The organism is Temperatibacter marinus, assembly GCF_031598375.1.
Lineage (GTDB): Bacteria > Pseudomonadota > Alphaproteobacteria > Sphingomonadales > Kordiimonadaceae > Temperatibacter > Temperatibacter marinus.
Genome location: NZ_CP123872.1, coordinates 2,095,734 through 2,116,468 on the forward strand (window position 1 = coordinate 2,095,734; position 20,735 = coordinate 2,116,468).

A 20,735-nucleotide genomic window follows, 5' to 3' on the forward strand; every position below is an offset into this window, starting at 1 on the left:
AATAAATTCAGAGGGGATGCAAGACCTATTTTCTCTTCTCTGAAGGGAAAACTATTTTGCATATTTCCAGAGGGGTACTGGTAGGAAAGGGTTTTATTTTACTTAAAGCTATAAACTGCTTATTTTAGCCTTAAGACACTATGAGGAAAATGGAATGGCTTTGAATAGGCGAAATTTTTTAGCGGGACTATCTTTATTAGCAGCATCCTCTGCGCTCAGGAAAGGGTTTGAATTTGAGGATTTTCATTCTTTAAAAGCCCTGTATAAGGATGACTTTTTGTTTGGAAATATTATCACAGGCAAGCAATTAGAAAAGTCATCCGGACCTGAGTTAGAGTTGCTTGAGCGTGAATTTAACGCGCTCACAATGGAAAATGATATGAAATGGCAGTTGGTTCATCCAGCCCCTGAAGTCTGGCATTTCGATCCTGTAAATCGGTTTATGGATTTTTGTGATCGTCACGGCCATCAGGCAATTGGACATGTCCTTGTTTGGCATTCGCAGACACCTTCCTGGGTTTTTGAAACGGAGCAGGGAAAACCAATTGGCCGGCAACAACTATTGGATCGAATGAAGGGACATATTCAAACCCTTGCAGGACACTGCAAAGGCCGCCTTTATGCGTGGGATGTGGTGAATGAAGCCATTGAAGATAATGGCACTTTTAGAAAGAGTGCTTGGTATCAGCAAATTGGTGCTGATTTTATTGCAGAGGCTTTCCGCACAGCTCATGAGGCTGATCCATCGGCGCAGTTGCTTTACAATGATTATAATATGCATATTCCTGCGAAAAGAAGAGCAGTCGTTGCCTTGATCCGGTCGTTGAAGGCTCAAGGTATCCCAATTCATGGCGTTGGTATGCAAGGCCATATTGGACTTGACTATCCTGACTTGAATGAATTTGAGAAGAGTATAAAAGCCTTCGCCAATGAAGGCGTGAAAATACATATTTCTGAGATTGATATCGATGTGTTACCAAACCCATACCGCAGTGCAGAGATTTCAACTCGCTTGAATTATGCCCCTTGGAAAGATCCTTATAGAGAAGGCTTGCCACCTGCAGTTTCAGATGAACAAGCTGATCGAGGCGAGGCTTTATTTAAAGTCCTCTTGAACCATAAAGAAAGTATTGAACGCGTCTCATTTTGGGGGCTGGCTGATGGCATGTCATGGAAAAATAATTTCCCAATCCGAGGACGGGTGAATTACCCTTTGCTTTGGGGCCGAAATTTTGAAGAGAAAGAAATTCTGAGAAGGTTAAGGGCTTTAAAAAGTCAATAAACTGTGTGCCTAGATAATTTTGATCCAGTAAGTCAAAGAAGAATATATGAAAATATTTTTATTTTTTGAGGGACGGCGGATTTTACACGTACTCTAGGTATGTGATATAAATTCTGCACTAGGGTGAAGGACAGTCTGTGAAAGCAACGATACTTTTTTTTCCGAAGAAAAAGGAACAAGAACGTCATGATATGCTTGCTGTGATCTTTAAAGAACATAGTGAAGCGATTAAGAGGTTTTTGAGAATGCGGCAGCTGACAGTCAGTGATGCAGATGATTTATTACAAGATTTGCATGTACGTCTTGCCGCCATGGAAGATTTAACCGACAGATTAGGGAAGAGCCCTGACACTGTTAGAAGTTATCTTTTTGCGATTGCGAGTAATTTAATCAAAGATAAATATCGACGCGCACAAGTGAGGCAAGAAGGAAAACATCAGAATATTGAAGAGAGTGTTTTACCTCTTCAGCCCATAACACCTGAAACTGTTTTAGAAGGGCGTCAAAATATATTTGCTGTTGAAAAAGTGTTGAAGAAACAAAAAAGTAATTGTCGGAAGGCTTTCGAAATGAGCCGCTTTGAAGACAAGAGTTATAGAGAAATCGCGGATGAATTATCAATATCCGTGAGTAGTGTTGAGAAATATATAAGCCGTGTGCTTTATGCATTAAGGCAGGAGTTAGGCTCATGAGTATAATGAGTAAAGATACAATAAAAAAAGAGGCCGCTGACTGGGTTGCTGTTGTTTATTCTGGAAATGCCTCCCAAGAAGATGAAACAAATCTAGACCTTTGGCTTGGCCATAGTGATCAACATATGGCTGAGTATGAGCGAGCACTTGCTTTATGGGATCTTGCAGTGGATGCGGCCCCAACAAAAAAGAAACAAGACTCGGTAGGTTTCGTTCAGTTGACTAAAATAGGGGCAGTTGCAGCTGTTTTACTGATCGTCTTAACCTCCTTTATGATGCGGCCTGTCATGAATGAGACCGCTCCTGTTAAAACTGTAGAGATTTACACCACTCATAAAGGAGAAACGCAGGATATAACTTTGCTTGACGGCAGTGTGATCACACTTAATACGGATACCAAATTATATGTGGATTATAGCGATGGCCTCCGTCGGGTAATACTGGATAAAGGCGAAGCTTACTTTGATGTCGCCCGTGACCCTGCCAACCCTTTCGTTGTGAGCGCGGGCAATCAAATGGTCACAGTTCTTGGCACGCAGTTCAATGTTCGACAGAAAGCAAGTCAATTAACCGTTGCTGTTGTGGAAGGTTTGGTGGCTGTTCATGAAATTATTGAGACAGATCTTCTTAAAGAAAAAGCTCAACAGATGGTGTCATCATCAGAGACGAACGATCTCGAAAAAATGACCCTTATAAAATTAGAAGCAGGTTCCGTCGGAGTTTTCCACAAAAAGGCAGAGCTTCTTAGTGACATCATGAGTACAGATGCAGAAAAGTTTCATGAATGGAGGCAAGGAATAGTTAAGTTTTCTGACCAGCCTCTCTCAGAATTTGTAATGGAAATGTCGCGGTATACGCCAATGGAAATTATTATCTCAGATCCTCGTCTTGCTGATTTGAAGATATCAGGTGTTTTCCATTATGAAGATATTCAAGGGATAATGAGTGGGCTTGAAGTGATGCTGCCTGTCAAAATTCGTCGTGTGGGCAACCGTATTCTCATTGAAAAGAAAACAGAGTCATAGGTCTTATGATTGAGGCCAGCTCCTATCCTTCTTTGAAACCTAACATTAGCAGAGCGCTCTTTCACTTTGTAATGAGCGCTTGTTTCTTGATCGGTACTGCTCTTTTTGGGGCGGCTCAGAAAGTGAGTGCAGAAGACATCAGGCACGTTAAGCTGATGGAACAGCCTACAGAACAAGCTTTGTTGAGTTTGGCAGAACAATTTGATGTTCAAATCATGTTTGATCCTGCTTTGGTCAGGGCACGTCAAAGTCGCCCGCTTTCAGGCAGGATGACATTGACATCTGCTGCTGGCTATCTACTAAAAGGCGCGTCTCTCAGGCTTCAAAAAGTATCTCGCGGCGTTTTTGTTGTTATACGGCCACCACCGGCTAGGCGAGAAAAGCCGATGAAAAAGATAAAAATACGGCCTGTATTTGCGTCAGAGATATTCTCGGAAAATGTCATTGAAGAAATAGAAGTTGTCGGCTCTCAGATCAAGGGGGCCAAAATTGCTGGTGCCCTGCCTGTTACGTTAGTTTCTGTGAATGAAATTGAGGCAACAGGCGCCTCCTCTTTTGAAGAGTTACTAGGCAATATTCCTCAGGCAGGCTTAAGTGGGTTCAATAGTACAGCAGAACTCTCAAATGATACGAGAGGGGATATCGCTTCAATAAATCTTAGAACGCTCGGCGCAGACTCCACCCTTGTTTTGCTCAATGGGCGTAGGATGGTTTCCCATCCCCAGACCCAAGTGTTTGGAGGCGTGCCCATTCAATTCGTTAATATGAATGCCATTCCAGTTTCAGGGATTAATCATATAGAAATATTGAGAGATGGTGCTGCAGCTCTTTATGGTTCGGATGCAGTAGCAGGGGTTATTAATGCTGTTCTTGACCAGGACCATGATGGTTTTTCATTTGAAGTAAGACGTGCAGATGTTTTTAAGTCCCGCATGAAGGAAGATTTATTAGCTTTGCGCGGGAGCCAACGTCTATTTGAGGCGCGAGGAAAAGTTACGCTAGTAGCCAGTTATTTCAAAGGCCTAGGCTTGGATGCTTCGGAGCGTCCTCAATCCGCGGATGCAGATAAACGATTTTTATTGGACCCCAACGATCCGTTCTATAATCATCCACGTCTAAGAAATAATAGTTCTTTCGGTCCTTATGGAGAATTTATTGCTGGTCATCCTGATAACAGCAGTGATCGAATTCAAGGACAGGCTGTATTAAGTGATGATGGCCTTCAACTCTTGTCCTCGAGTGGTCGATTTCATCTACAACCTGCAGGGGTTTTTGCCTTCCCGTCACAAACAGGTTACGCTTTTTCGCCCTCACTTGAATTAGATGACGGAAGATCTGGAGCAACAGACCTTGAGACCGGTAATGCTCTCGATCTGGGGGCAGGGAAAGTCATAAACCCTTTACAATATAATATGAATCAATTCCGACGTCTTATTCCTGATATAAAACGCCTGAATTTTATGGTCAGATATGACCACAAGATATCGGATGACCTGTCCTTTTTTGGCGATATTGTTTATTACAAATCGAAGGCCTATAAATTTTTTGGCCCTCCTGTATTATCCACTTCTAATAATTTTACTGTACCAGCTTCTTATACGTTTAATCCTTTCGGGCCATTGTTGTCAGCCAGTGGGGAAGAAAACCCTTATAGACTGACTGGGTTTGATATTCCTGAAGAGGGCCTTGACCTTCAAATTAAACATTATCGCTTCTTAAATCTAGGGCCGCGCTGGATCGATGTAGATCAGACTCAAAGTCGCTACCTAGGAGGCTTTGCAGGGAAATATAAAAGCTGGGATTGGGAAACGGCCTTCGCTTATTCTAAGGCTTATGCCATAGATAAGGGTCTTCTCATCAGTCGCTCTCAATTGTATCGATCGGTTATGGAAGGCGGTGAAAAAGGATTTAATTTTTTTGCAGGCCCAACTTTGGACCAAACAATACAATCACAAGCTTTCGGGGTTGAAGTGGTTAGAGAAAGCGAAAATACATTGAAGACCTGGGATTTTCGCTTTTCAACCCCATCCCTATACGAGTTTCCAGGAGGGGGGTCAGCCGCGGTGGCTTTAGGCCTTGAGTGGCGAGAAGAAACAATTTTCGATAACCGTGATCAACGGCTTGATGGGTCAATAACTTTTACAAATCCAGTTACGGGAGAATTTTTTAATAGCGATATTATGGGGGTAAGCCATACACCAGACATGGAAGCCTCACGTAAGGTATATTCACTATACGGTGAACTCCTGTTGCCGCTCTTTCGATCCCAACAGAAAGTTCAAGCCTTTGATTTGCAAATTGCCTCGCGCTATGAACATTACAGTGATATCAATCACTCTGTTTTGAAGCCCCGCCTTTCAGCAACTTGGGTGCTCAATGAATGGATGACCGTGAGATCGGCATGGTCGCAAGGGTTTAGGGCGCCTAATCTTGTGCAAGTTAACCAGCCTGAGTTTTCTCGGTTTACCAATTTTCAAGTTGATTATGCGCGATGTTCGGCTGTTGGAGACTGTGACAATCGAGCAATTACTTCTTTGATATCTGGCAATTCATCTCTTAGGCCGGAGACAAATACAAATATTTCCATAGGGGTTGTTCTCACACCTCAGCTACTCGAGGGGCTAACACTCACGATTGACTATTGGCAAATTCGGCAAAAGGGTTCTGTAGGAACCCTTACAAGAAATGATCAGATCGCTTTGGATGAATATTTACGGCGAACATCAAATTCTTTTAATTCAGCTGTAATTCGTGCTGATGTGACAGAGTCAGATAGACTTGCCTTTTCTGAATCTGGCATCGACCCTTTTGGGGAAATTATTTATGTAAATGAGACATTTTTAAACTTGCAAACACGCCAAGTATCAGGCGTTGATATGAATCTTGTCTATCAATTCCCCGAACAAGACTGGGGAAAGCTCATTGTAAAATTTAATGCTGCCTATCTTGATAAATTTATACAGGACCCTTTTCCTGAATTGGTCCCATTGACTGGTGATCAGATTGCCTTGGATAATTTAGGGGATGACTCATACGGTGATTTGCTGAGGATTGAAAGTCGACCAAGGTTAAGGTTTAATGCTTCCATGTTATGGCGCAAAGAGAAATGGAGTGCGTCTTTAAACATGCGCTTTGTTGGCAGCGTCGAAGACAGAGATATTCAGGTACAGACAGATCAGGGAAGCCCCTTGTATTTTCAGGTCGATCCATGGTTCACTGTAAACGGACTAGTTGACTATGAATGGCAAGAGAAAGAGGTGCGTGTTCGACTTGGTATGAAAAATATTTTCGATAAAGCACCGCCTCTTTTTGACAATTCTGCTGGCTATAACGCAGGAACTCATAGCATTCGAGGACGAGAATTATATGTTTCTCTGAAGAAGTTTTTTTGAGGGATGCTTTATTTAAGGCGTATTATAAATAAGGGACAAAGACACAAGAGGGACCTATGAATAATTATATATCAATTTTCTTAGCCGTTTGCCTTGCAGTTGCAAGTGGGCCAGTGCAGGCACAGGCAGCCTGTGAAACAACAGACGTTGCCATAAAAAGTGATTTTGAATCAGCCAGGCTTAATGGGTGCAAGATTGCGGAGAATGGTCAGATCCATTTGAAAATTACACCGGAGGATTCACCGCCTATCAATCCTAGCCCTTGGTATGCTTTTAAAGTTGTTCCTAAATCAAATGCCTCCATATCTGTTTTGTTATCCTATGAGAATGGAAAACATCGGTATTGGCCTAAAGTCAGCACGGATGGACGGGAGTGGGCTCCACTGCCAGCTGATAAAATTGAAAAAATTGATCCTGCAACTGTCAGGCTCACGCTGCCAGAAATGGCACAGCCATATTATGTCGCCGCCCAAGAGATGATTACAAATCATGTGCATACGGCTTGGATTGATGAAATGGCAGAAAAATCATCCTTCAAAAAATCACTGATTGGTCATTCAGAACAGAAGAGGCCTATCTACAAAATAGAGAGCCAAAGCAGAAATGGAAACCATTCATATTTGGTCATTGTAGGTCGCCAACATCCCCCTGAAGTGACAGGTGCTCTTGCTCTCATGCCTTTTGTAGAAACACTTATGGCAGAGACGCCGCTCGCGACCCGTTTCCGAGAGAATTTTGGTATTGTGGTTGTTCCCGTCATGAATCCCGATGGGGTTGCTCTAGGCCATTGGCGCCATAATACCCGAGGGCAAGACTTAAATCGTGATTGGGGGCCTTTCAAACACGCAGAAACACAAGCTATCAAGAACGAATTAGAAAGATTTCAAGTCAATAATTCGAAGCCTAAAGATAGATTGGCTATGTTTCTAGATTTTCATTCGACGGGTCGAAATGTCCTCTATACTCAAAGCAATGAAGAAGAGACCTATCCGAGGGACTTTGCTAGAAAATGGCACAATTCTACCAGTGTTCGGTTCAAAAATTATAAAGCCGAGCGCGCAGAGCGTCCCTTAGCGAATTACACGCCAAATCAAGCTGCTTACAATACGTCAAAGAATTATATTTACCGCAAGTACGGTGTCGCAGCAATTACGTATGAGGTTGGTGACAACACAGACCGGCAAGCGCTTAAAGAAGCTGCAATTATCTATGCTGAAGAGATGATGCGGTTGATGTTAGAGGAGCTTCCTTCCTAATGCTGAAAACATCAATCATTGGTTTGTTCATCTTAAGTATAGTCTCTGTCCCCTTTCTTCAGGATAATGATGGTTTTGATGTCCTTCTTAAAGGAGGGAGCGTCTATACGGGGGCGAGTACTGTTGCCCAAAATTTATCCATTGGAATCAGAGGCGATAAAATCGTTTATCTCGGGCGAAACCAAAATCTGAAAGCAAAAAAGGTGATCGATGCATCTGGATTGATTGTTGCTCCTGGCTTCATCGATCCACATACTCATGCGCTACAAGGCTATCGGGGTGAAGTTGCGCATAGAAACATCAGTTTCATGACCCAAGGTGTGACGACATTATTTGCAGGTAATGATGGGGGTGGTCCGGTTCAAACAGGTGTAATTCTTGACCAAATGGAGCGGCAAGGATTGGGCACAAATATGGCCCTTTTCCTTGGGCATGGAGCTCTTAGAAGAACAGTTTTAGGCATGGAAGATCGAGCCCCAACAGATGTTGATATAGCGCAAATGAAGTCGATCGCAGAAAAAGCCTTTTACGAGGGGGCAGTCGGCTTATCTGCGGGGCTTTTTTATGCACCAGGTAGTTTTTCTGAAACAAAGGAAGTGATCGAGATTGCTAAAATTGCAGCTTCGCATGGCCGAATATACGATGTGCATTTAAGAGATGAGAGTAATTATTCTATTGGCCTGCTTCAATCGGTTGAGGAGACCTTAGAGATTGGTAGAAAAGCCAACATTCCAGTCCACATTGCTCATATCAAAGCTCTTGGTGTAGATGTCTGGGGTCAAAGTGTTAACGTCATTGAGATGATTGAGCAGGCTCAATCGCAAGGTGTGATTGTTTCTGCGGATCAATATCCATGGTCAGCATCGGGCACACGAGTGAGCAATGCGCTCTTACCAAGATGGAGTTTGGCTGGTGGCCAGGTGAAACGCGATGCGCGGCTAAAGAATGACAAACTTTTAGCAAGAATTAAATTAGAAATGGCGGAAAACCTTAGAAGAAGAGGGGGTAAACAATCGATCCTCCTCACAGGCGGTGCTGACAAATGGATCGGACAATATCTGGGTGATTATGCCTCTACAATTGGAATGACACCCGTAGACGCCGCGGTTTCAATCATTCTTGAAGGAGATGCTTCCATCGCTTCTTTTAATATGACTGAAGAAGATATTCAGAACTTTATGCAAAAAGAGTGGGTTGTGACTTCTTCGGATGGGGGCAGAGGCCACCCTAGGAAGTTTGCAAGTTTTCCAAGGAAATATGAGAGATATGTCCTAGGAAAGACGATAACTCTTGGTCAATTTATACGAAATTCTAGCTATAAAACTGCTAAAATTTTTGGTCTTAAAGGGCGCGGTGAGTTGGCTGTAGGAGCCTATGCAGATATTCTCGTGTTTAACCCTGAGACATATCGCCCTCAAGCCACATTCTCAAATAATACTCGTTTATCAGTAGGGGTTGACTATCTGTTGATCAACGGCCTTTTGGCCATCGAAGATGGAAAAGTCATGCCAGTGAATGCAGGGAAACCCCTTAGGGAATTTTATCGGCTGAATTAAAATATTTTTTTGAGGGATCCTCCTTCGTCTGCGTACTCGTTAATAGAGCATTCTTTTTGTCTAAAAAAGAGGCTCAGCAACGGAGAACATAGATAGGGAGTACCATCATGGATTGCCATGTTTCAGGGGAAGATCAGAAAAAATTATACCGTAAGGCGCTACTGGCAGGGATTTCTGTCGCAGCTTTACTTAGTGTTTCAGCTCATGCTCAAGATGATGAGAGTAATGAAGAGCTAGAAGAAATTGTAGTTGTGGGGTCACAAATCAAAGGTGCAAGAGTTTCAGGAACCTTGCCTGTGTCAGTAATGTCCAGTGATGACATTGACAACACAGGGGCTGCATCCGGAGATGAATTGTTTAGAGCTATCCCGCAAGCCGGTTTTGTCGCATTTAACGACAATAATGTTGGGGCTGGTGTCAATGCGGCTCGAGGAGATGTTAACTCCATTAATTTAAGAGGCCTTGGCACAGGCAATACGCTTGGGCTATTGAATGGCCGTCGTATGGTTCTTCATCCAGGCTTTCAGACCGAGAATTTAGTTCCTGTGGTAACTGTCAATTCAAATACCATTCCAACTTTAGGCGTTGGACGTGTTGAAGTCTTACGAGACGGTGCAGGCGCGATCTACGGTGCTGATGCGGTCGGCGGTGTTGTGAATACAGTCTTGCGTCACGACTTTGAAGGCATAACTGCTCAAGTAAGGTACGGCGCTTCGGATGGCACAAGTCGTGATGAGCTAACGGCTAGTTTCCAGGCGGGCTTTAACTTTAATGAAGGCGCGACACATTTGGCTTTATTCGGTTCTTATCAGACCCGCAGCGGCGTTCCTGCATCAGAGCGCCCGTATTCAGCATCTTCCGACAGGCGCCCCTTGGTAGAGGGAACAGCGTTTGAGGGAGATAGTGAGTTTAGGAATACGTCTAGTTCTTCGCCATGGGGCCGCTTCAGACTTGAGACGCGCATTGATAGTTTAGGGGATGATGATTTCCACATTCAACCGTCTAGCTTGTCAGGCTGTATTCATGATTTAGGGAATGGTTTGTGTATTGATAATGGTGGATCTGTTGATGAAAGCCTGCGGTTTGATTTTGATGCAGAGCGATATCTTAATCCAGACCTAGACCGTTTGAACTCCTTTGCAATGCTCACACATGAATTTGAGAATGGTGTTGAATATTATGCTGAGCTTGGCTTTTATAAATCTAAAACCCAGCGTCCTCAAACATATGGTTTGACATTAAGTGCATCGCGGTATCGCTTGCCGGCGGATGCTTACTGGAATCCTTTTGGCCCCACTACACTTGCAGATGGGACACCAAACCCAAACCGTCTTCCTGGCTTAACTGATGTACCTGAAGAAGGGTTGGAGATGACAGTTTATGGATATCGCCCAACAGATTTAGGGCCGCGTCTAGGGACTGTTCGCGGTGAGAGTTATCGCTTGTTAAGTGGTTTGCGCGGCCAGTGGAAGGACTGGGATTGGGACACAGCAGTTGTGTATTCTGAGGCAAAATCTAGGGATTTAACAAAAAATAGAATTTCATCTACGTTACTTCAGCAGGAGATTTCGAAAACAACGTCTGATGCCTTTAATCCATTCTTGGGCCCGACAGGTGGGAATTCTCAGGCTAGTCTTGATGCGATTGCCATCGATGTAAGACGTAATAATTCGACATCACTATTCCTTGCTGATTTTAAAGTATCTAATCCTGCGATCTATTCACTCCCAGCTGGTGATGTGGGTGTGGCTTTAGGCGTTGAAGCACGGAGAGAATCATTTGAAGATGATCGCGACGAACGTCTTGATGGAACGATTACTTTCACTGATGCTGTAACGGGAGATTTCAAAACAGAAAGTGATGTTGTGGGGTCAAGCCCTACGCCTGATACATCAGGGAGTCGTTGGGTAAAATCGGCTTTCGTTGAATTTGCCGTGCCTCTGGTTAGTCCTGAAATGGATGTGCCCCTGATGCAAAGTTTAGATCTACAGATTGCGGGCCGATATGAAGACTTTGATTACTCAGGTACGACTGCGAAACCAAAAATCGCACTTTCTTGGGTTCCCACAGATGGTCTACTTTTCCGAGGATCATGGTCGAAAGGATTTAGAGCGCCGAACTTAGTACAGCTCTTTGATACAGGCATTCGACGCCAGAATACACGCGATGATTATGTCCAGTGTCAGGCTCAAATTGAAAAAGGAATTATCAGCGATTTTGGCGATTGTTCTGGCGATGGTATCGAAAGTGTTCGCTCTGGTGCGAGAAGCCTTGAGAATGAAAATTCCACTCAATTTGGAGCTGGGATAGTTATTCAGCCAGAAGTCTTTCCTGGTCTTACCATTACAGCTGATTATTGGAGTCTGAAGCAGAATAATTTGATTGGTATCCTTGGAGATCAAAACCAAATTGCTCTAGATCTTGTTTTGCGTCAATCGGGCGGCTCAAATCCGAATGTTATCAGAAGAGCCCCTGATGCAGATCAGCAAGACCTTTTCGCAGGTACTAGTCTTGCTGCTGTGGGTGAAATCATAGAAGTACGGGATGCTTATCTCAATCTTGATAGTCGAAAAGTTGAAGGGTTGGACCTTGCTATTATTCAAGACATTGAAACTAACGACATGGGTAACTTTACCATTAAACTGAATGCGGCCCGCTTGCTGACCTTTGAGCAGTCTGCAGGGGAAACAAGTCAAAGCCTCATCGATAATAGTCCTGTCAATATTACAGGATTTGGTGACTTAATGGAGCAAAATGGTCGGCCCAAATGGCGCATGTCTTTGAGCATGAACTGGAAGAAGGATAATTATGGTGCGGGCTTGTTTGCGCGCTACGTTGGGGCCTTTGATGATACCAGTGCACGCATTTCCGTTAACGGTGAAGATGTATACTGGCGTGTCGAAGATTGGACAACAGTGAATGCTAATGTTCATTACACTTTCGAGAAGGGAGCGTTGGAAGATACACAGTTGCGATTAGGGGTGAATAACCTATTCGATAAGCAGCCTCCTCTTGCTGATGAGAATTTCGGTTTCTTTGGGAGTATGCACAATCCGATTGGACGTTTCTTCTATATTGATTTGAAGAAAACATTCTAAGACTTGTCAAAACTGAACAGAAACAGAGCCGCGGAAATTTTTCTGCGGCTTTGTTATATAGGCCTAAAAGAGCATCTTTAGAGTGCGACTTTCAAGCATGCCTTTGTTCCCTTGTTTGGGCTGCTTTCTATGATGAATTTCATATCAAGAAGCTTAGCGTAAGCTGCAACGATTGGTAGTCCCAGGCCTGTTCCTTCGACTGTACGCGTATAGACATTTTCGACCTGAGTGAAGGCCTTCATGGCAGAAGAAATTTGTTCATCTGTCATGCCAATGCCCTCGTCAGCAACAGTCAAGGTCACTTGCTTCTTTGTCCGTGTAACCTGTATAGAAACAGGGCTATTCGTCGGGCTAAATTTTAGTGCATTTGTAAGTAGATTTATAAGAATTTGACTCAGTAACCTTTTGTCAGTTTCAATGATAATCTTTTCATCCTCTTGGATAATGTCGACCTGTCTCTGTAATGTATCTGCACTTCCTGTTACAAGGTTTTTGCAGTGGCAAAGAAGGGCATTCAGATTGACAGAGTTTGTCTCTAATTTCATTTGACCAGCTTCGACTTTAGAAAGGTCAAGGATGTCATTGATCACATCTAGTAAATGCTTGCCGCTTGAATGGATTATGCCGAGATATTCTTGTTGTTTCTCGCTAGAAACCTTATTTCCAGTCTGATCTAGCATAAATTCAGAGTAGCCTAAAATGGCATTTAAAGGGGTTCTTAATTCATGACTCATGTGAGCAATGAAGCGGGATTTAGCGGAATTCGCTTCCAGTAAAAGAGTATTCGAATATTCAAGTTTTGATTGATATGATTTTGTTTGTTCTAATTGCTCGTTAATTGCTTGTTGGGCAGCAAATTGGCCCCGTCTTTGATATTCCATGGTAATGGCGAGCATCGAAGCAACAATGATGGTTGAGACGATTTCCACAGCGACCATACTGCCTTGCAGCTCAAGAAAGTAATATAAGCAAATCACTAGAGTGGTGGAACTGATGGTAAAGAGGGATAGTAAAATTGGGATTCTAATTGAGATCATTGCGGCAATTGTTAAGTGACCAATAGCAAAAGCAAGGACCCCGCTTCCATATTTAATATCTAAGAAAGTAATATAACTGTTTAAAATTAGATTTGCGCCAACAAAGCTCATTGCTATGTAAAATTTTAACTGGTCATTCTTTAAAAAAGATAAACTTAGTGCTGTAGCAAAGCAAACAAGACAGTGGAGTGTAAAGGTGGATGTATAGCTACTCTTTTCAAAGAGATCCATAAAAGTCGACTTAGGGTTTTCAATAACCCCCAACAAAGTCATGCCCAAAAGAAAAATGCCGATCACGTAAGCAAATATTTCAGAACGGATAATATTAATGCGCTTGGAATGATCAGAATAGTGCGGCCCAAGAACAGTAAGTGAGTTCTGGTCGTATAGGGTTTTATACCTATTAATCAATTCCTTAAACATTCATCTCTCTCCTGAGGAAGGCAAAAGTCACAAACTTAGTTTAAAATATTTTACACTGAAAGGATATAGTTTTCATGGCGAGAGAAGATGCAAATCATCGACAATTGCAGAACAAAAATCTGAAGATGATCTTCTTCCAATGTCTCTAATCAAAAAAAAGGCCTGATGAACAGGCCTTAAGGTAGGGAGTGGTATTGGGAAGTTACGAAGAGAGTTGCTGATCTTTATCTTTCGTTCCAAGAAGATAGAGAAGTGGCCCGATCACCCCTAAAAAGAGAGTAACCATGACAAAAGGCCAAGGGTTGCGACCATTTTCTCTTGCATTTGGGATCATCCAAATCAAAATCAGCAACAATGAGAGAACCAAATCAAAGAAGACTTGCCAACCTGCGGGGCTATGACGCTGATAGTCAAAGACCCCAATATAACCAACTTCCATGACAGCATAAACGGTTAAAAGGCTAAAGGGGACTAATAAGATAAGGGCTAAACTTCGGAGTGACATTTTACATCCTTTCACATTGGTGGGTTATCATGGCCCTATTATCGCGCTATGTAGGTATGGGATCAATAACCTCAGAGGTAATTGAATGGAATATTCTTTTGATTAGAATAAGCTGACTAGGAGAAATGATATGGCCTTAAAAGCAACAACTTCTTTTACAACGTCACTGAAAGAGTGGCGTGAGTATAGAAAATTTTCACAGTTGGATTTAGCCTTAGAAGCTGATGTTTCTCAAAAGCATGTCAGTTATCTAGAAACTGGACGCAGTAATCCAACACCTGAGATGATTGTTCGACTTGCAGAGGCGCTTGATATCCCTCTTCGTGAAAGGAATTTACTGTTACTTTCTGCAGGGTATCGGGCAGGGTACCAAGAAACAGACCTTACAGACCCTTCAATGACGTTTGTGAATGAAGCCCTTACAAGGATGTTGAAACATCATGATCCGTTTCCTGCGCTTGTCGTTGATCGGTATTGGACAATTAAGAAAACCAACAGTGCTGCGGATGCGCTCATCGCTTTATTGCCTGACGTTCAAGCGTTGGCGCCCTCAGCAGATTCGATGAATCTTGCTTTCATGACAGTTCACCCTCAAGGGCTGAGGCAATATATTACCAATTGGGAACAAGCCTTCCCCTTATTTATACAGCGCCTCAAGCGCGAAGCTGCCGCTACAGGAGATCCAAAGCTGATGACAGCAATCGCCGAGTTGTTGACCTTGTCTGGATCAGCAGAGACGCTATCCTTTATCAATGAAGATCTTATGCCAGTCATTCCTTTAGAGATGGATATTAACGGCTTAAAATTAAGTTTATTCACTGTCATCGCAACATTTGGCACGGCACAAGATATCACAACCGATGAACTGAGGATTGAGAGTTTTTATCCGGCCAATGCAGAAACAGAAGCTTTCTTCACTAATTTGTCATTAAAGGGCATTTGACCCTCAGATCGATCTTTGCCACTTTAGGCATTAAGGGAGATGACAGATGGAATTAATACAAAGCAGTGAAGAGCAATTTACAACTATTCCAGATTATCCTTTTAGTCCCAATTTTGTGGCTATAAAAGACCGGGACAGTGGCAGTGATATGCGGATGCATTATGTAGATGAAGGCCGAGCTGATCATCCTTTGGTTCTCCTATTGCACGGTGAACCTAGTTGGTCTTTTCTCTACCGAAAAATGATCCCATTATTAGTACAGGCAGGGTACCGCGTCATTGCACCTGATCTGATCGGGTTTGGCAAGTCTGATAAAATACTAGAGAGAGACTATTATACATATGCGCGGCATATTGAGTGGATGACAGACTTTGTTGATAGACTTGGCTTAACCAGCATCAATCTTTTTTGCCAAGATTGGGGCGGATTGATTGGTCTGCGATTGGTCGCTGCAACGCCTCATCTATTCGCCTCTGTGGTGACAAGTAATACTTTCTTGCCCACTGGGGCAGATGAGCCGTCAGAGGCCTTTTTGAAGTGGCAGTCATTTTCTCAGTCTGTGCCTGAATTCCCAACAGGAAAAATCATTCAGGGGGCCACTGTTTCGACTTTGACCGAGGCAGAGGTTTATGCTTATGATGCACCCTATGCAGAGGAAGCGCATAAGGCAGGTGCCCGTCAATTTCCTACATTAGTCCCGACAAGTTTGGATAACCCTGAATCTGAAAATAATCAAAAAGCATGGGAAGTGTTGCAAACTTTCACCAACCCCTGGCTATGTTTGTTCGGCGATAGTGATCCTGTCACAAAAGGCGCGGATCAGTTTATTATGAAAATGGTTCCTGGTTGTCAGGGACAGCCTCATAAGATCATGGAAAAAGGGGGGCATTTTATTCAGGAAGATTGTGGACCCGCTCTCGTAGAAATGATGGTGTCTTGGTATCGTTGTTTTTAAGGCATTTATCATAAATGGATAAAGAGCTTGACATTTATTGTTGCACCGCACATAAGGTGCGGCATTAATCAGTGCGCTAGGAATAGAGCGCATGTAGTACCTTTATGCGATTGTATGAGTTTCTGTTCGCGAAGAAGGTAGACAGAAACATACCGCTGGCTGACAAAAGATATAGAGTACAGCGCAGGAATTCGCATAAAGGAGATCAGCATGTCTGAATTCTCAGTCCTTGGCTTGGACAAACGTATTATCAAAAACCTTGATGCCCTAGGCATTGATACACCAACTCCCATTCAGGCGCGGGGTATTCCGCTCATTATGAATGGGCGTGATGTTATGGGTCTAGCGCAAACAGGGACCGGTAAAACGGCTGCTTTTGCCTTACCCATCATTCATAGACTTTTAGAAGAAGGCGGACAGCCGGCGCCAAAGACAGTTAAAGCGTTGATTTTATCTCCAACACGTGAGCTGGCTAGCCAGATTGCTGAAAACCTTTATAACTACACCCGATACACACCCCTTAAAGTCCTCTGTGTCGTTGGCGGACAGCCGATCCATGTTCAAAAGCGAAAGCTTGAGAAAGGGATTGATATCCTTGTGGCCACACCAGGGCGCCTCTTGGACCTTGTTTCGCGCCGGGCTATTGAACTTGATCAATGTCATAATCTAGTTTTGGATGAAGCGGATCAAATGTTGGATCTCGGTTTTATTGAGCCGCTCAAAGAAATTGCTGAGCTCTTAAATCCTGAGCGCCAAACGCTCCTCTTTTCTGCGACCATGCCTAAGCAAATGGCGGAATTATCCAAAGCTTATTTAACAAATCCTGAAAGACTGCAAGTGTCAGCACCAGGAAAAGCGGCTGATAAAGTCCGTCAAAGCGTTCACTTTTTAAATCAGCGCGGTAAGACAACCCTTCTTAAGAAATGCTTTAATGAGAATCCTGATGATATTTCGTTAGTCTTCGTTAGAACAAAGATTAATGTTGATAAGATTGTTAAACATTTGAGAGAATGTGGGTTTAAAGCTGAAGGCATTCACGGTGACAAGCGTCAGAGAGAGCGTGATCGTGCGATCAAAAAGTTTAAAGCTGGAGAAGTGAATATTCTCGTTGCGACGGATGTTGCCGCTCGGGGTATTGATATCCCATCTGTGAGCCATGTTTATAACTATGACTTGCCAGAACAGTCTGACAACTATGTGCATAGAATTGGACGAACTGCAAGAGCAGGAAGAGAAGGGGATGCAGTTGCCTTCTGTAGCCCAAATGAAGTGCCTCTCTTAAGAGACATTGAGCGCTTGATGAAAATAAGAATTCCAATTGCAAGCGGCGAAGAGCCAGACGAATCCGAAATTGAAGAAGATAGCCGCAGACGTGGTAAAGGCGGCCGAGGTCGTGGTCGCAGCGGAGCTTCACGCAGCGGATCAGCTCGGGGTGGTAAAGTCTCTCACAACAAGAGTGGGTTCGAAGCGCGCAAATCAAAAGGGAAGCGTCCAGATCTAAGAGAGCAAGAAGATAGAAAAGAATTCTTCAAAAAGCCAAATGATAGATCCGATGATAAAAAGTCACGTAAATCATGGGGGGAACGCAAAGCGGCTGAAGAAGGAATGCCTTCTGAAAGACAATCTAAATCAAGGTCTGAGCGCGAAAAAGATGGATCAAAGTTTGTGAAGGGTCGCTCTTCTGACACGCGCCGCAAAGGACCTAAAGATCCTGATGCTCGGGGTCAATATGATGATCGCCGCCCTTCTAAAAAACGCCGTGACAATGATGAGGAAAGACCTGCTCGTCGCGGTAAGTCTGAGAGTAGATCTCGACGTGACTATAACGACGATAGACCAGCCCGCCGGGATCGCAGCGACGACAGCAGACCTGCACGCCGGGATCGCAGTGATGACAGACCAGCACGCCGGGATCGCAGTGACGACAGACCAGCACGCCGGGATCGCAGTGATGACAGACCAGCCCGCCGGGAACGTAGTGACGACAGACCAGCACGCCGGGAACGTAGTGACGACAGACCAGCACGCCGGGATCGCAGTGATGACAGGCCAGCACGCCGGGATCAGAGCGAACGACGTCCTACCAACACTAAGGGGGAAGGCCGTCCTCTCAAAAAACGCGTTAGCAAAGGCGCGAATGCTAAACTGAAACGCAGATAATCTCCTCTTCTTAGAGGGATCTTAAAACTAAGGGTAAAGCGTCAGGAGAGGGTATGTCTGTCTTCACGATATTTACAATTTTTCTCAGGTTGGGGCTCACTTCCTTTGGGGGGCCTGTCGCGCATCTTGGGTATTTTCGTACTGAATTTGTTGAAAATCGTGGATGGTTTTCTGAAGAAGATTATGCTGACCTTGTTGCGCTTTGCCAATTTTTGCCGGGCCCAGCTTCTAGTCAAGTTGGGTTCGCCATCGGCTACAATAAAGGGGGATACCTTGGTGCCTTTGCTGCATTTCTGGGTTTTACCCTGCCTTCAATGGCAATCATGATGGCCTTTGGCTATGGCATTGTCTCTACCGAAGGGCAGATAGACGCAGGCTTGCTTCAAGGTTTGAAAATTGTGGCTGTTGCCATCGTTGCTCAAGCTGTTTGGGGGATGGCTAAAGGGTTATGTACGGATGGGGTTACCCGAACTATTGCTATTTTATCTGCGCTCTTCCTTCTGGTTTCAGGACTTTACTATGCCCAGTTTATTGTCTTGGTTTTCAGCGGAATTCTAAGCTTTTTGATCTATACAAGACCTAATGAAGAAAAAGATGGCGGGTTGAAATTTCCTCAGCCGTCTTCAAGGAAGGGCTTTTTCTTTATTGGGGTTTTCTTCTTTTTATTGGTTGGGCTCCCTTTCGTCACTCAGTTTAAAGGCTCAGATCTCATTCAACAATTTGATAGCTTCTTTCGATCTGGTGCCCTCGTCTTTGGCGGCGGCCATGTTGTTCTTCCGCTTCTGCAATATGAAACTGTGGATTCAGGATGGATATCAAAGGATGTTTTTCTTGCAGGCTATGGCTTAGCTCAAGCGATACCGGGCCCGTTATTCACATTCGCAACTTATCTTGGGACCGTTACAGGTATGGGGCTGAGTGGTTGGCAAGGAGCGCTGTTTGCTTCTGTAGCAATTTTTTTACCAGGGTTTTTACTTGTTCTTGGGTTTTTACCCTATTGGGATCGACTACGTGTCAATCCAGCGGTGAGACATGCTTTGAAAGGAGTGAATGCATCTGTGGTTGGTTTGCTCTTGGCGGCTCTTGTAACACCTGTGGCGACAACAGGCCTGCTTACCGTACTTCATGCAATTATGGCCCTTATCGCTCTCGCTTTACTCACCCAATTTAAGCTATCCCCGTGGATTGTTGTTTTGGGGACAGCCTTAACAGGTTATCTTTTTCTTTGATTAAAGTATTTGCAGAGTTTCTCACATGGGCCGTTTTTTATGACAGGCCTTTGTGCCCCTCATTGTTTAGGTGTCTTTTGAAGTAAGTGTTATTTCGCTACAGCCATCAAGTGTGCTCACAAAGTTTTTCCCAAAGAGGAGGGCTGGTGTTTGACTGCCTTTGGCAAGAGAGGCACCGCAGAGATGTTCTATAATCATCACAGGGGCTATTTGGGTGAGTGTATATCCATTCGCTGTGGTTAAGTGAGCTTCTATTGTTTGGCCTTTCGCATTGGATGCTTTGCCCCATAAATGAGTGGAGCTGGCATCACGAGCAGTTTTGTCGGGTCCTTTCACGGATGCCTCAACTTTTTTCTTTAGATAGTTTTGAACAAACGTCATTTTAAAGAGCCAGCGAAACCACGCTGCTTTCCCTGCTGCGTTGATCTGCTTTTCAGGCAGACCTATGTAGAGAGCGATATTTGGAATGCCAGTGGTGTAATAGGCAGTAGAGACATCCCCCCATGACATTTGCAATACCTTTTGAGGGCCAGTGCTCATCGGGACCGTTTTTACTTTTGCCTTTACTGATTGTATACGGCCATTAATGCGCTCCAAAGTGCCTTTGGCAAGACCTTCAATAGAAGTTTTGGCAGTGCCAGGGCTCAGACTTGCTTTTGATGCAAAAGCCATTTCTAAATGGGTTGCATCTGGCATGGCTTCTGACAAAGTTTTAGCGATACAATCTGTGGGAATGACGTCAAAGCCAATGCCTGGGCAGATGGTGATGTCTGCAGCAATGGCTCTGTCATTGATCTCTTTACTATGGGCATGCTCAAAGACGCTGATTTCACCGGTGATATCAAAATAATTTGTTTTTGCCAGCAAACATCCTTCTATCATTGGGGCGCTGGTAGCGGAGAAAGGACCTGCGCAGTGAATGACAGTGCTCACACCCGTGAGGTTTTCTTTGATGACAGTATGATTAGTTAGATCAAATGCTCGAGATTCAAGATTGAACTTCTCGGCAATTGCCTGTGTTTTTTCTTGATTTCTGCCTGCAACGATCGGTCTTAAACCTTTGTTGACAGCAAGTTCTATGATTAATTGGGCGCTATAACCATAAGCGCCGTAAATCATCCATTGATGATCAGTCATCTTCATCCCCTTATCGTTGAGATTATCTTAAGCTCCCAAGATTTT

14 protein-coding genes are annotated in these 20,735 nt (G+C 43.8%); 11 read left to right on the plus strand and 3 right to left on the minus strand.

What is annotated here, in order from left to right; translation table 11 throughout:
- Positions 1 to 154: 154 nt before the first annotated feature.
- The 7 genes from QGN29_RS09290 (at position 155) to QGN29_RS09320 (ending at position 12,301) form a co-directional block, all read left to right on the plus strand.
- On the plus strand, positions 155 to 1,282 hold the full coding sequence (locus QGN29_RS09290; protein WP_310797575.1) for an endo-1,4-beta-xylanase: 1,128 nt from the start codon (positions 155 to 157) through the stop codon (positions 1,280 to 1,282).
- Between the two features lie 137 nt (positions 1,283 to 1,419).
- Positions 1,420 to 1,974, plus strand: a complete 555-nt coding sequence (locus tag QGN29_RS09295; protein WP_310797576.1) for an RNA polymerase sigma factor — start codon at positions 1,420 to 1,422, stop codon at positions 1,972 to 1,974.
- Positions 1,971 to 2,999 carry a FecR family protein gene (locus tag QGN29_RS09300; RefSeq protein WP_310797577.1) on the plus strand — a complete coding sequence of 343 codons (1,029 nt, stop codon included), beginning with the start codon at positions 1,971 to 1,973 and terminating at the stop codon, positions 2,997 to 2,999. The genes QGN29_RS09295 and QGN29_RS09300 overlap by 4 nt, the downstream gene beginning before the upstream one ends.
- Before the next feature lie 5 nt (positions 3,000 to 3,004).
- Positions 3,005 to 6,391 carry a TonB-dependent receptor gene (locus QGN29_RS09305; RefSeq protein ID WP_310797578.1) on the plus strand — a complete coding sequence of 1,129 codons (3,387 nt, stop codon included), beginning with the start codon at positions 3,005 to 3,007 and terminating at the stop codon, positions 6,389 to 6,391.
- 56 nt (positions 6,392 to 6,447) lie between these two features.
- Positions 6,448 to 7,647, plus strand: a complete 1,200-nt coding sequence (locus QGN29_RS09310; RefSeq protein WP_310797579.1) for a M14 family metallopeptidase — start codon at positions 6,448 to 6,450, stop codon at positions 7,645 to 7,647.
- Entirely contained in the window at positions 7,647 to 9,203 is a 1,557-nt protein-coding gene (locus QGN29_RS09315; RefSeq protein WP_310797580.1) for an N-acyl-D-amino-acid deacylase family protein, read from the plus strand. The genes QGN29_RS09310 and QGN29_RS09315 overlap by 1 nt, the downstream gene beginning before the upstream one ends.
- Before the next feature lie 107 nt (positions 9,204 to 9,310).
- Complete coding sequence (locus QGN29_RS09320) at positions 9,311 to 12,301, plus strand: TonB-dependent receptor plug domain-containing protein (RefSeq protein WP_310797581.1); 2,991 nt, start codon at positions 9,311 to 9,313, stop codon at positions 12,299 to 12,301.
- 77 nt (positions 12,302 to 12,378) lie between these two features.
- On the opposite strand, the gene QGN29_RS09325 is transcribed toward QGN29_RS09320, so the two are convergent.
- The gene (locus tag QGN29_RS09325; protein WP_310797582.1) at positions 12,379 to 13,761 is read right to left on the minus strand and encodes a sensor histidine kinase; all 1,383 of its coding nucleotides are present in this window, start codon (positions 13,759 to 13,761) and stop codon (positions 12,379 to 12,381) included.
- 202 nt (positions 13,762 to 13,963) lie between these two features.
- A complete protein-coding gene (locus QGN29_RS09330) occupies positions 13,964 to 14,266 on the minus strand; it encodes a hypothetical protein (RefSeq protein ID WP_310797583.1) in 303 nt (100 codons plus the stop codon).
- A gap of 130 nt (positions 14,267 to 14,396) precedes the next feature.
- Between QGN29_RS09330 and QGN29_RS09335 the strand changes: the two genes are divergently transcribed.
- From QGN29_RS09335 to chrA, 4 genes are all read left to right on the plus strand, one after another.
- Complete coding sequence (locus tag QGN29_RS09335) at positions 14,397 to 15,209, plus strand: helix-turn-helix domain-containing protein (RefSeq protein ID WP_310797584.1); 813 nt, start codon at positions 14,397 to 14,399, stop codon at positions 15,207 to 15,209.
- Between the two features lie 46 nt (positions 15,210 to 15,255).
- A complete protein-coding gene (locus tag QGN29_RS09340) occupies positions 15,256 to 16,164 on the plus strand; it encodes a haloalkane dehalogenase (protein WP_310797585.1) in 909 nt (302 codons plus the stop codon).
- A 210-nt stretch (positions 16,165 to 16,374) separates the two neighbouring features.
- Positions 16,375 to 18,324, plus strand: coding sequence for a DEAD/DEAH box helicase (locus QGN29_RS09345; RefSeq protein ID WP_310797587.1), 1,950 nt, complete (start codon positions 16,375 to 16,377; stop codon positions 18,322 to 18,324).
- 53 nt (positions 18,325 to 18,377) lie between these two features.
- The gene (chrA, locus tag QGN29_RS09350; RefSeq protein ID WP_310797588.1) at positions 18,378 to 19,553 is read left to right on the plus strand and encodes a chromate efflux transporter; all 1,176 of its coding nucleotides are present in this window, start codon (positions 18,378 to 18,380) and stop codon (positions 19,551 to 19,553) included.
- Positions 19,554 to 19,619: 66 nt separating this feature from the next.
- Here the strand turns inward: chrA and QGN29_RS09355 are convergent, their stop codons facing one another.
- The gene (locus QGN29_RS09355; RefSeq protein ID WP_310797589.1) at positions 19,620 to 20,690 is read right to left on the minus strand and encodes a saccharopine dehydrogenase family protein; all 1,071 of its coding nucleotides are present in this window, start codon (positions 20,688 to 20,690) and stop codon (positions 19,620 to 19,622) included.
- Positions 20,691 to 20,735 lie beyond the last annotated feature (45 nt).

What these genes read in the sequence shown, in the direction of transcription:
- QGN29_RS09290 (WP_310797575.1), top strand. Translation starts at nt 155, where the DNA reads ATGGCTTTGAATAGGCGAAATTTTTTAGCGGGACTATCTTTATTAGCA.
- QGN29_RS09300 (WP_310797577.1), top strand. Translation starts at nt 1,971, where the DNA reads ATGAGTATAATGAGTAAAGATACAATAAAAAAAGAGGCCGCTGACTGG.
- QGN29_RS09305 (WP_310797578.1), top strand. Translation starts at nt 3,005, where the DNA reads ATGATTGAGGCCAGCTCCTATCCTTCTTTGAAACCTAACATTAGCAGA.
- QGN29_RS09310 (WP_310797579.1), top strand. Translation starts at nt 6,448, where the DNA reads ATGAATAATTATATATCAATTTTCTTAGCCGTTTGCCTTGCAGTTGCA.
- QGN29_RS09315 (WP_310797580.1), top strand. Translation starts at nt 7,647, where the DNA reads ATGCTGAAAACATCAATCATTGGTTTGTTCATCTTAAGTATAGTCTCT.
- QGN29_RS09320 (WP_310797581.1), top strand. Translation starts at nt 9,311, where the DNA reads ATGGATTGCCATGTTTCAGGGGAAGATCAGAAAAAATTATACCGTAAG.
- QGN29_RS09325 (WP_310797582.1), bottom strand. Translation starts at nt 13,761, where the DNA reads ATGTTTAAGGAATTGATTAATAGGTATAAAACCCTATACGACCAGAAC.
- QGN29_RS09330 (WP_310797583.1), bottom strand. Translation starts at nt 14,266, where the DNA reads ATGTCACTCCGAAGTTTAGCCCTTATCTTATTAGTCCCCTTTAGCCTT.
- QGN29_RS09335 (WP_310797584.1), top strand. Translation starts at nt 14,397, where the DNA reads ATGGCCTTAAAAGCAACAACTTCTTTTACAACGTCACTGAAAGAGTGG.
- QGN29_RS09340 (WP_310797585.1), top strand. Translation starts at nt 15,256, where the DNA reads ATGGAATTAATACAAAGCAGTGAAGAGCAATTTACAACTATTCCAGAT.
- QGN29_RS09345 (WP_310797587.1), top strand. Translation starts at nt 16,375, where the DNA reads ATGTCTGAATTCTCAGTCCTTGGCTTGGACAAACGTATTATCAAAAAC.
- chrA (WP_310797588.1), top strand. Translation starts at nt 18,378, where the DNA reads ATGTCTGTCTTCACGATATTTACAATTTTTCTCAGGTTGGGGCTCACT.
- QGN29_RS09355 (WP_310797589.1), bottom strand. Translation starts at nt 20,690, where the DNA reads ATGACTGATCATCAATGGATGATTTACGGCGCTTATGGTTATAGCGCC.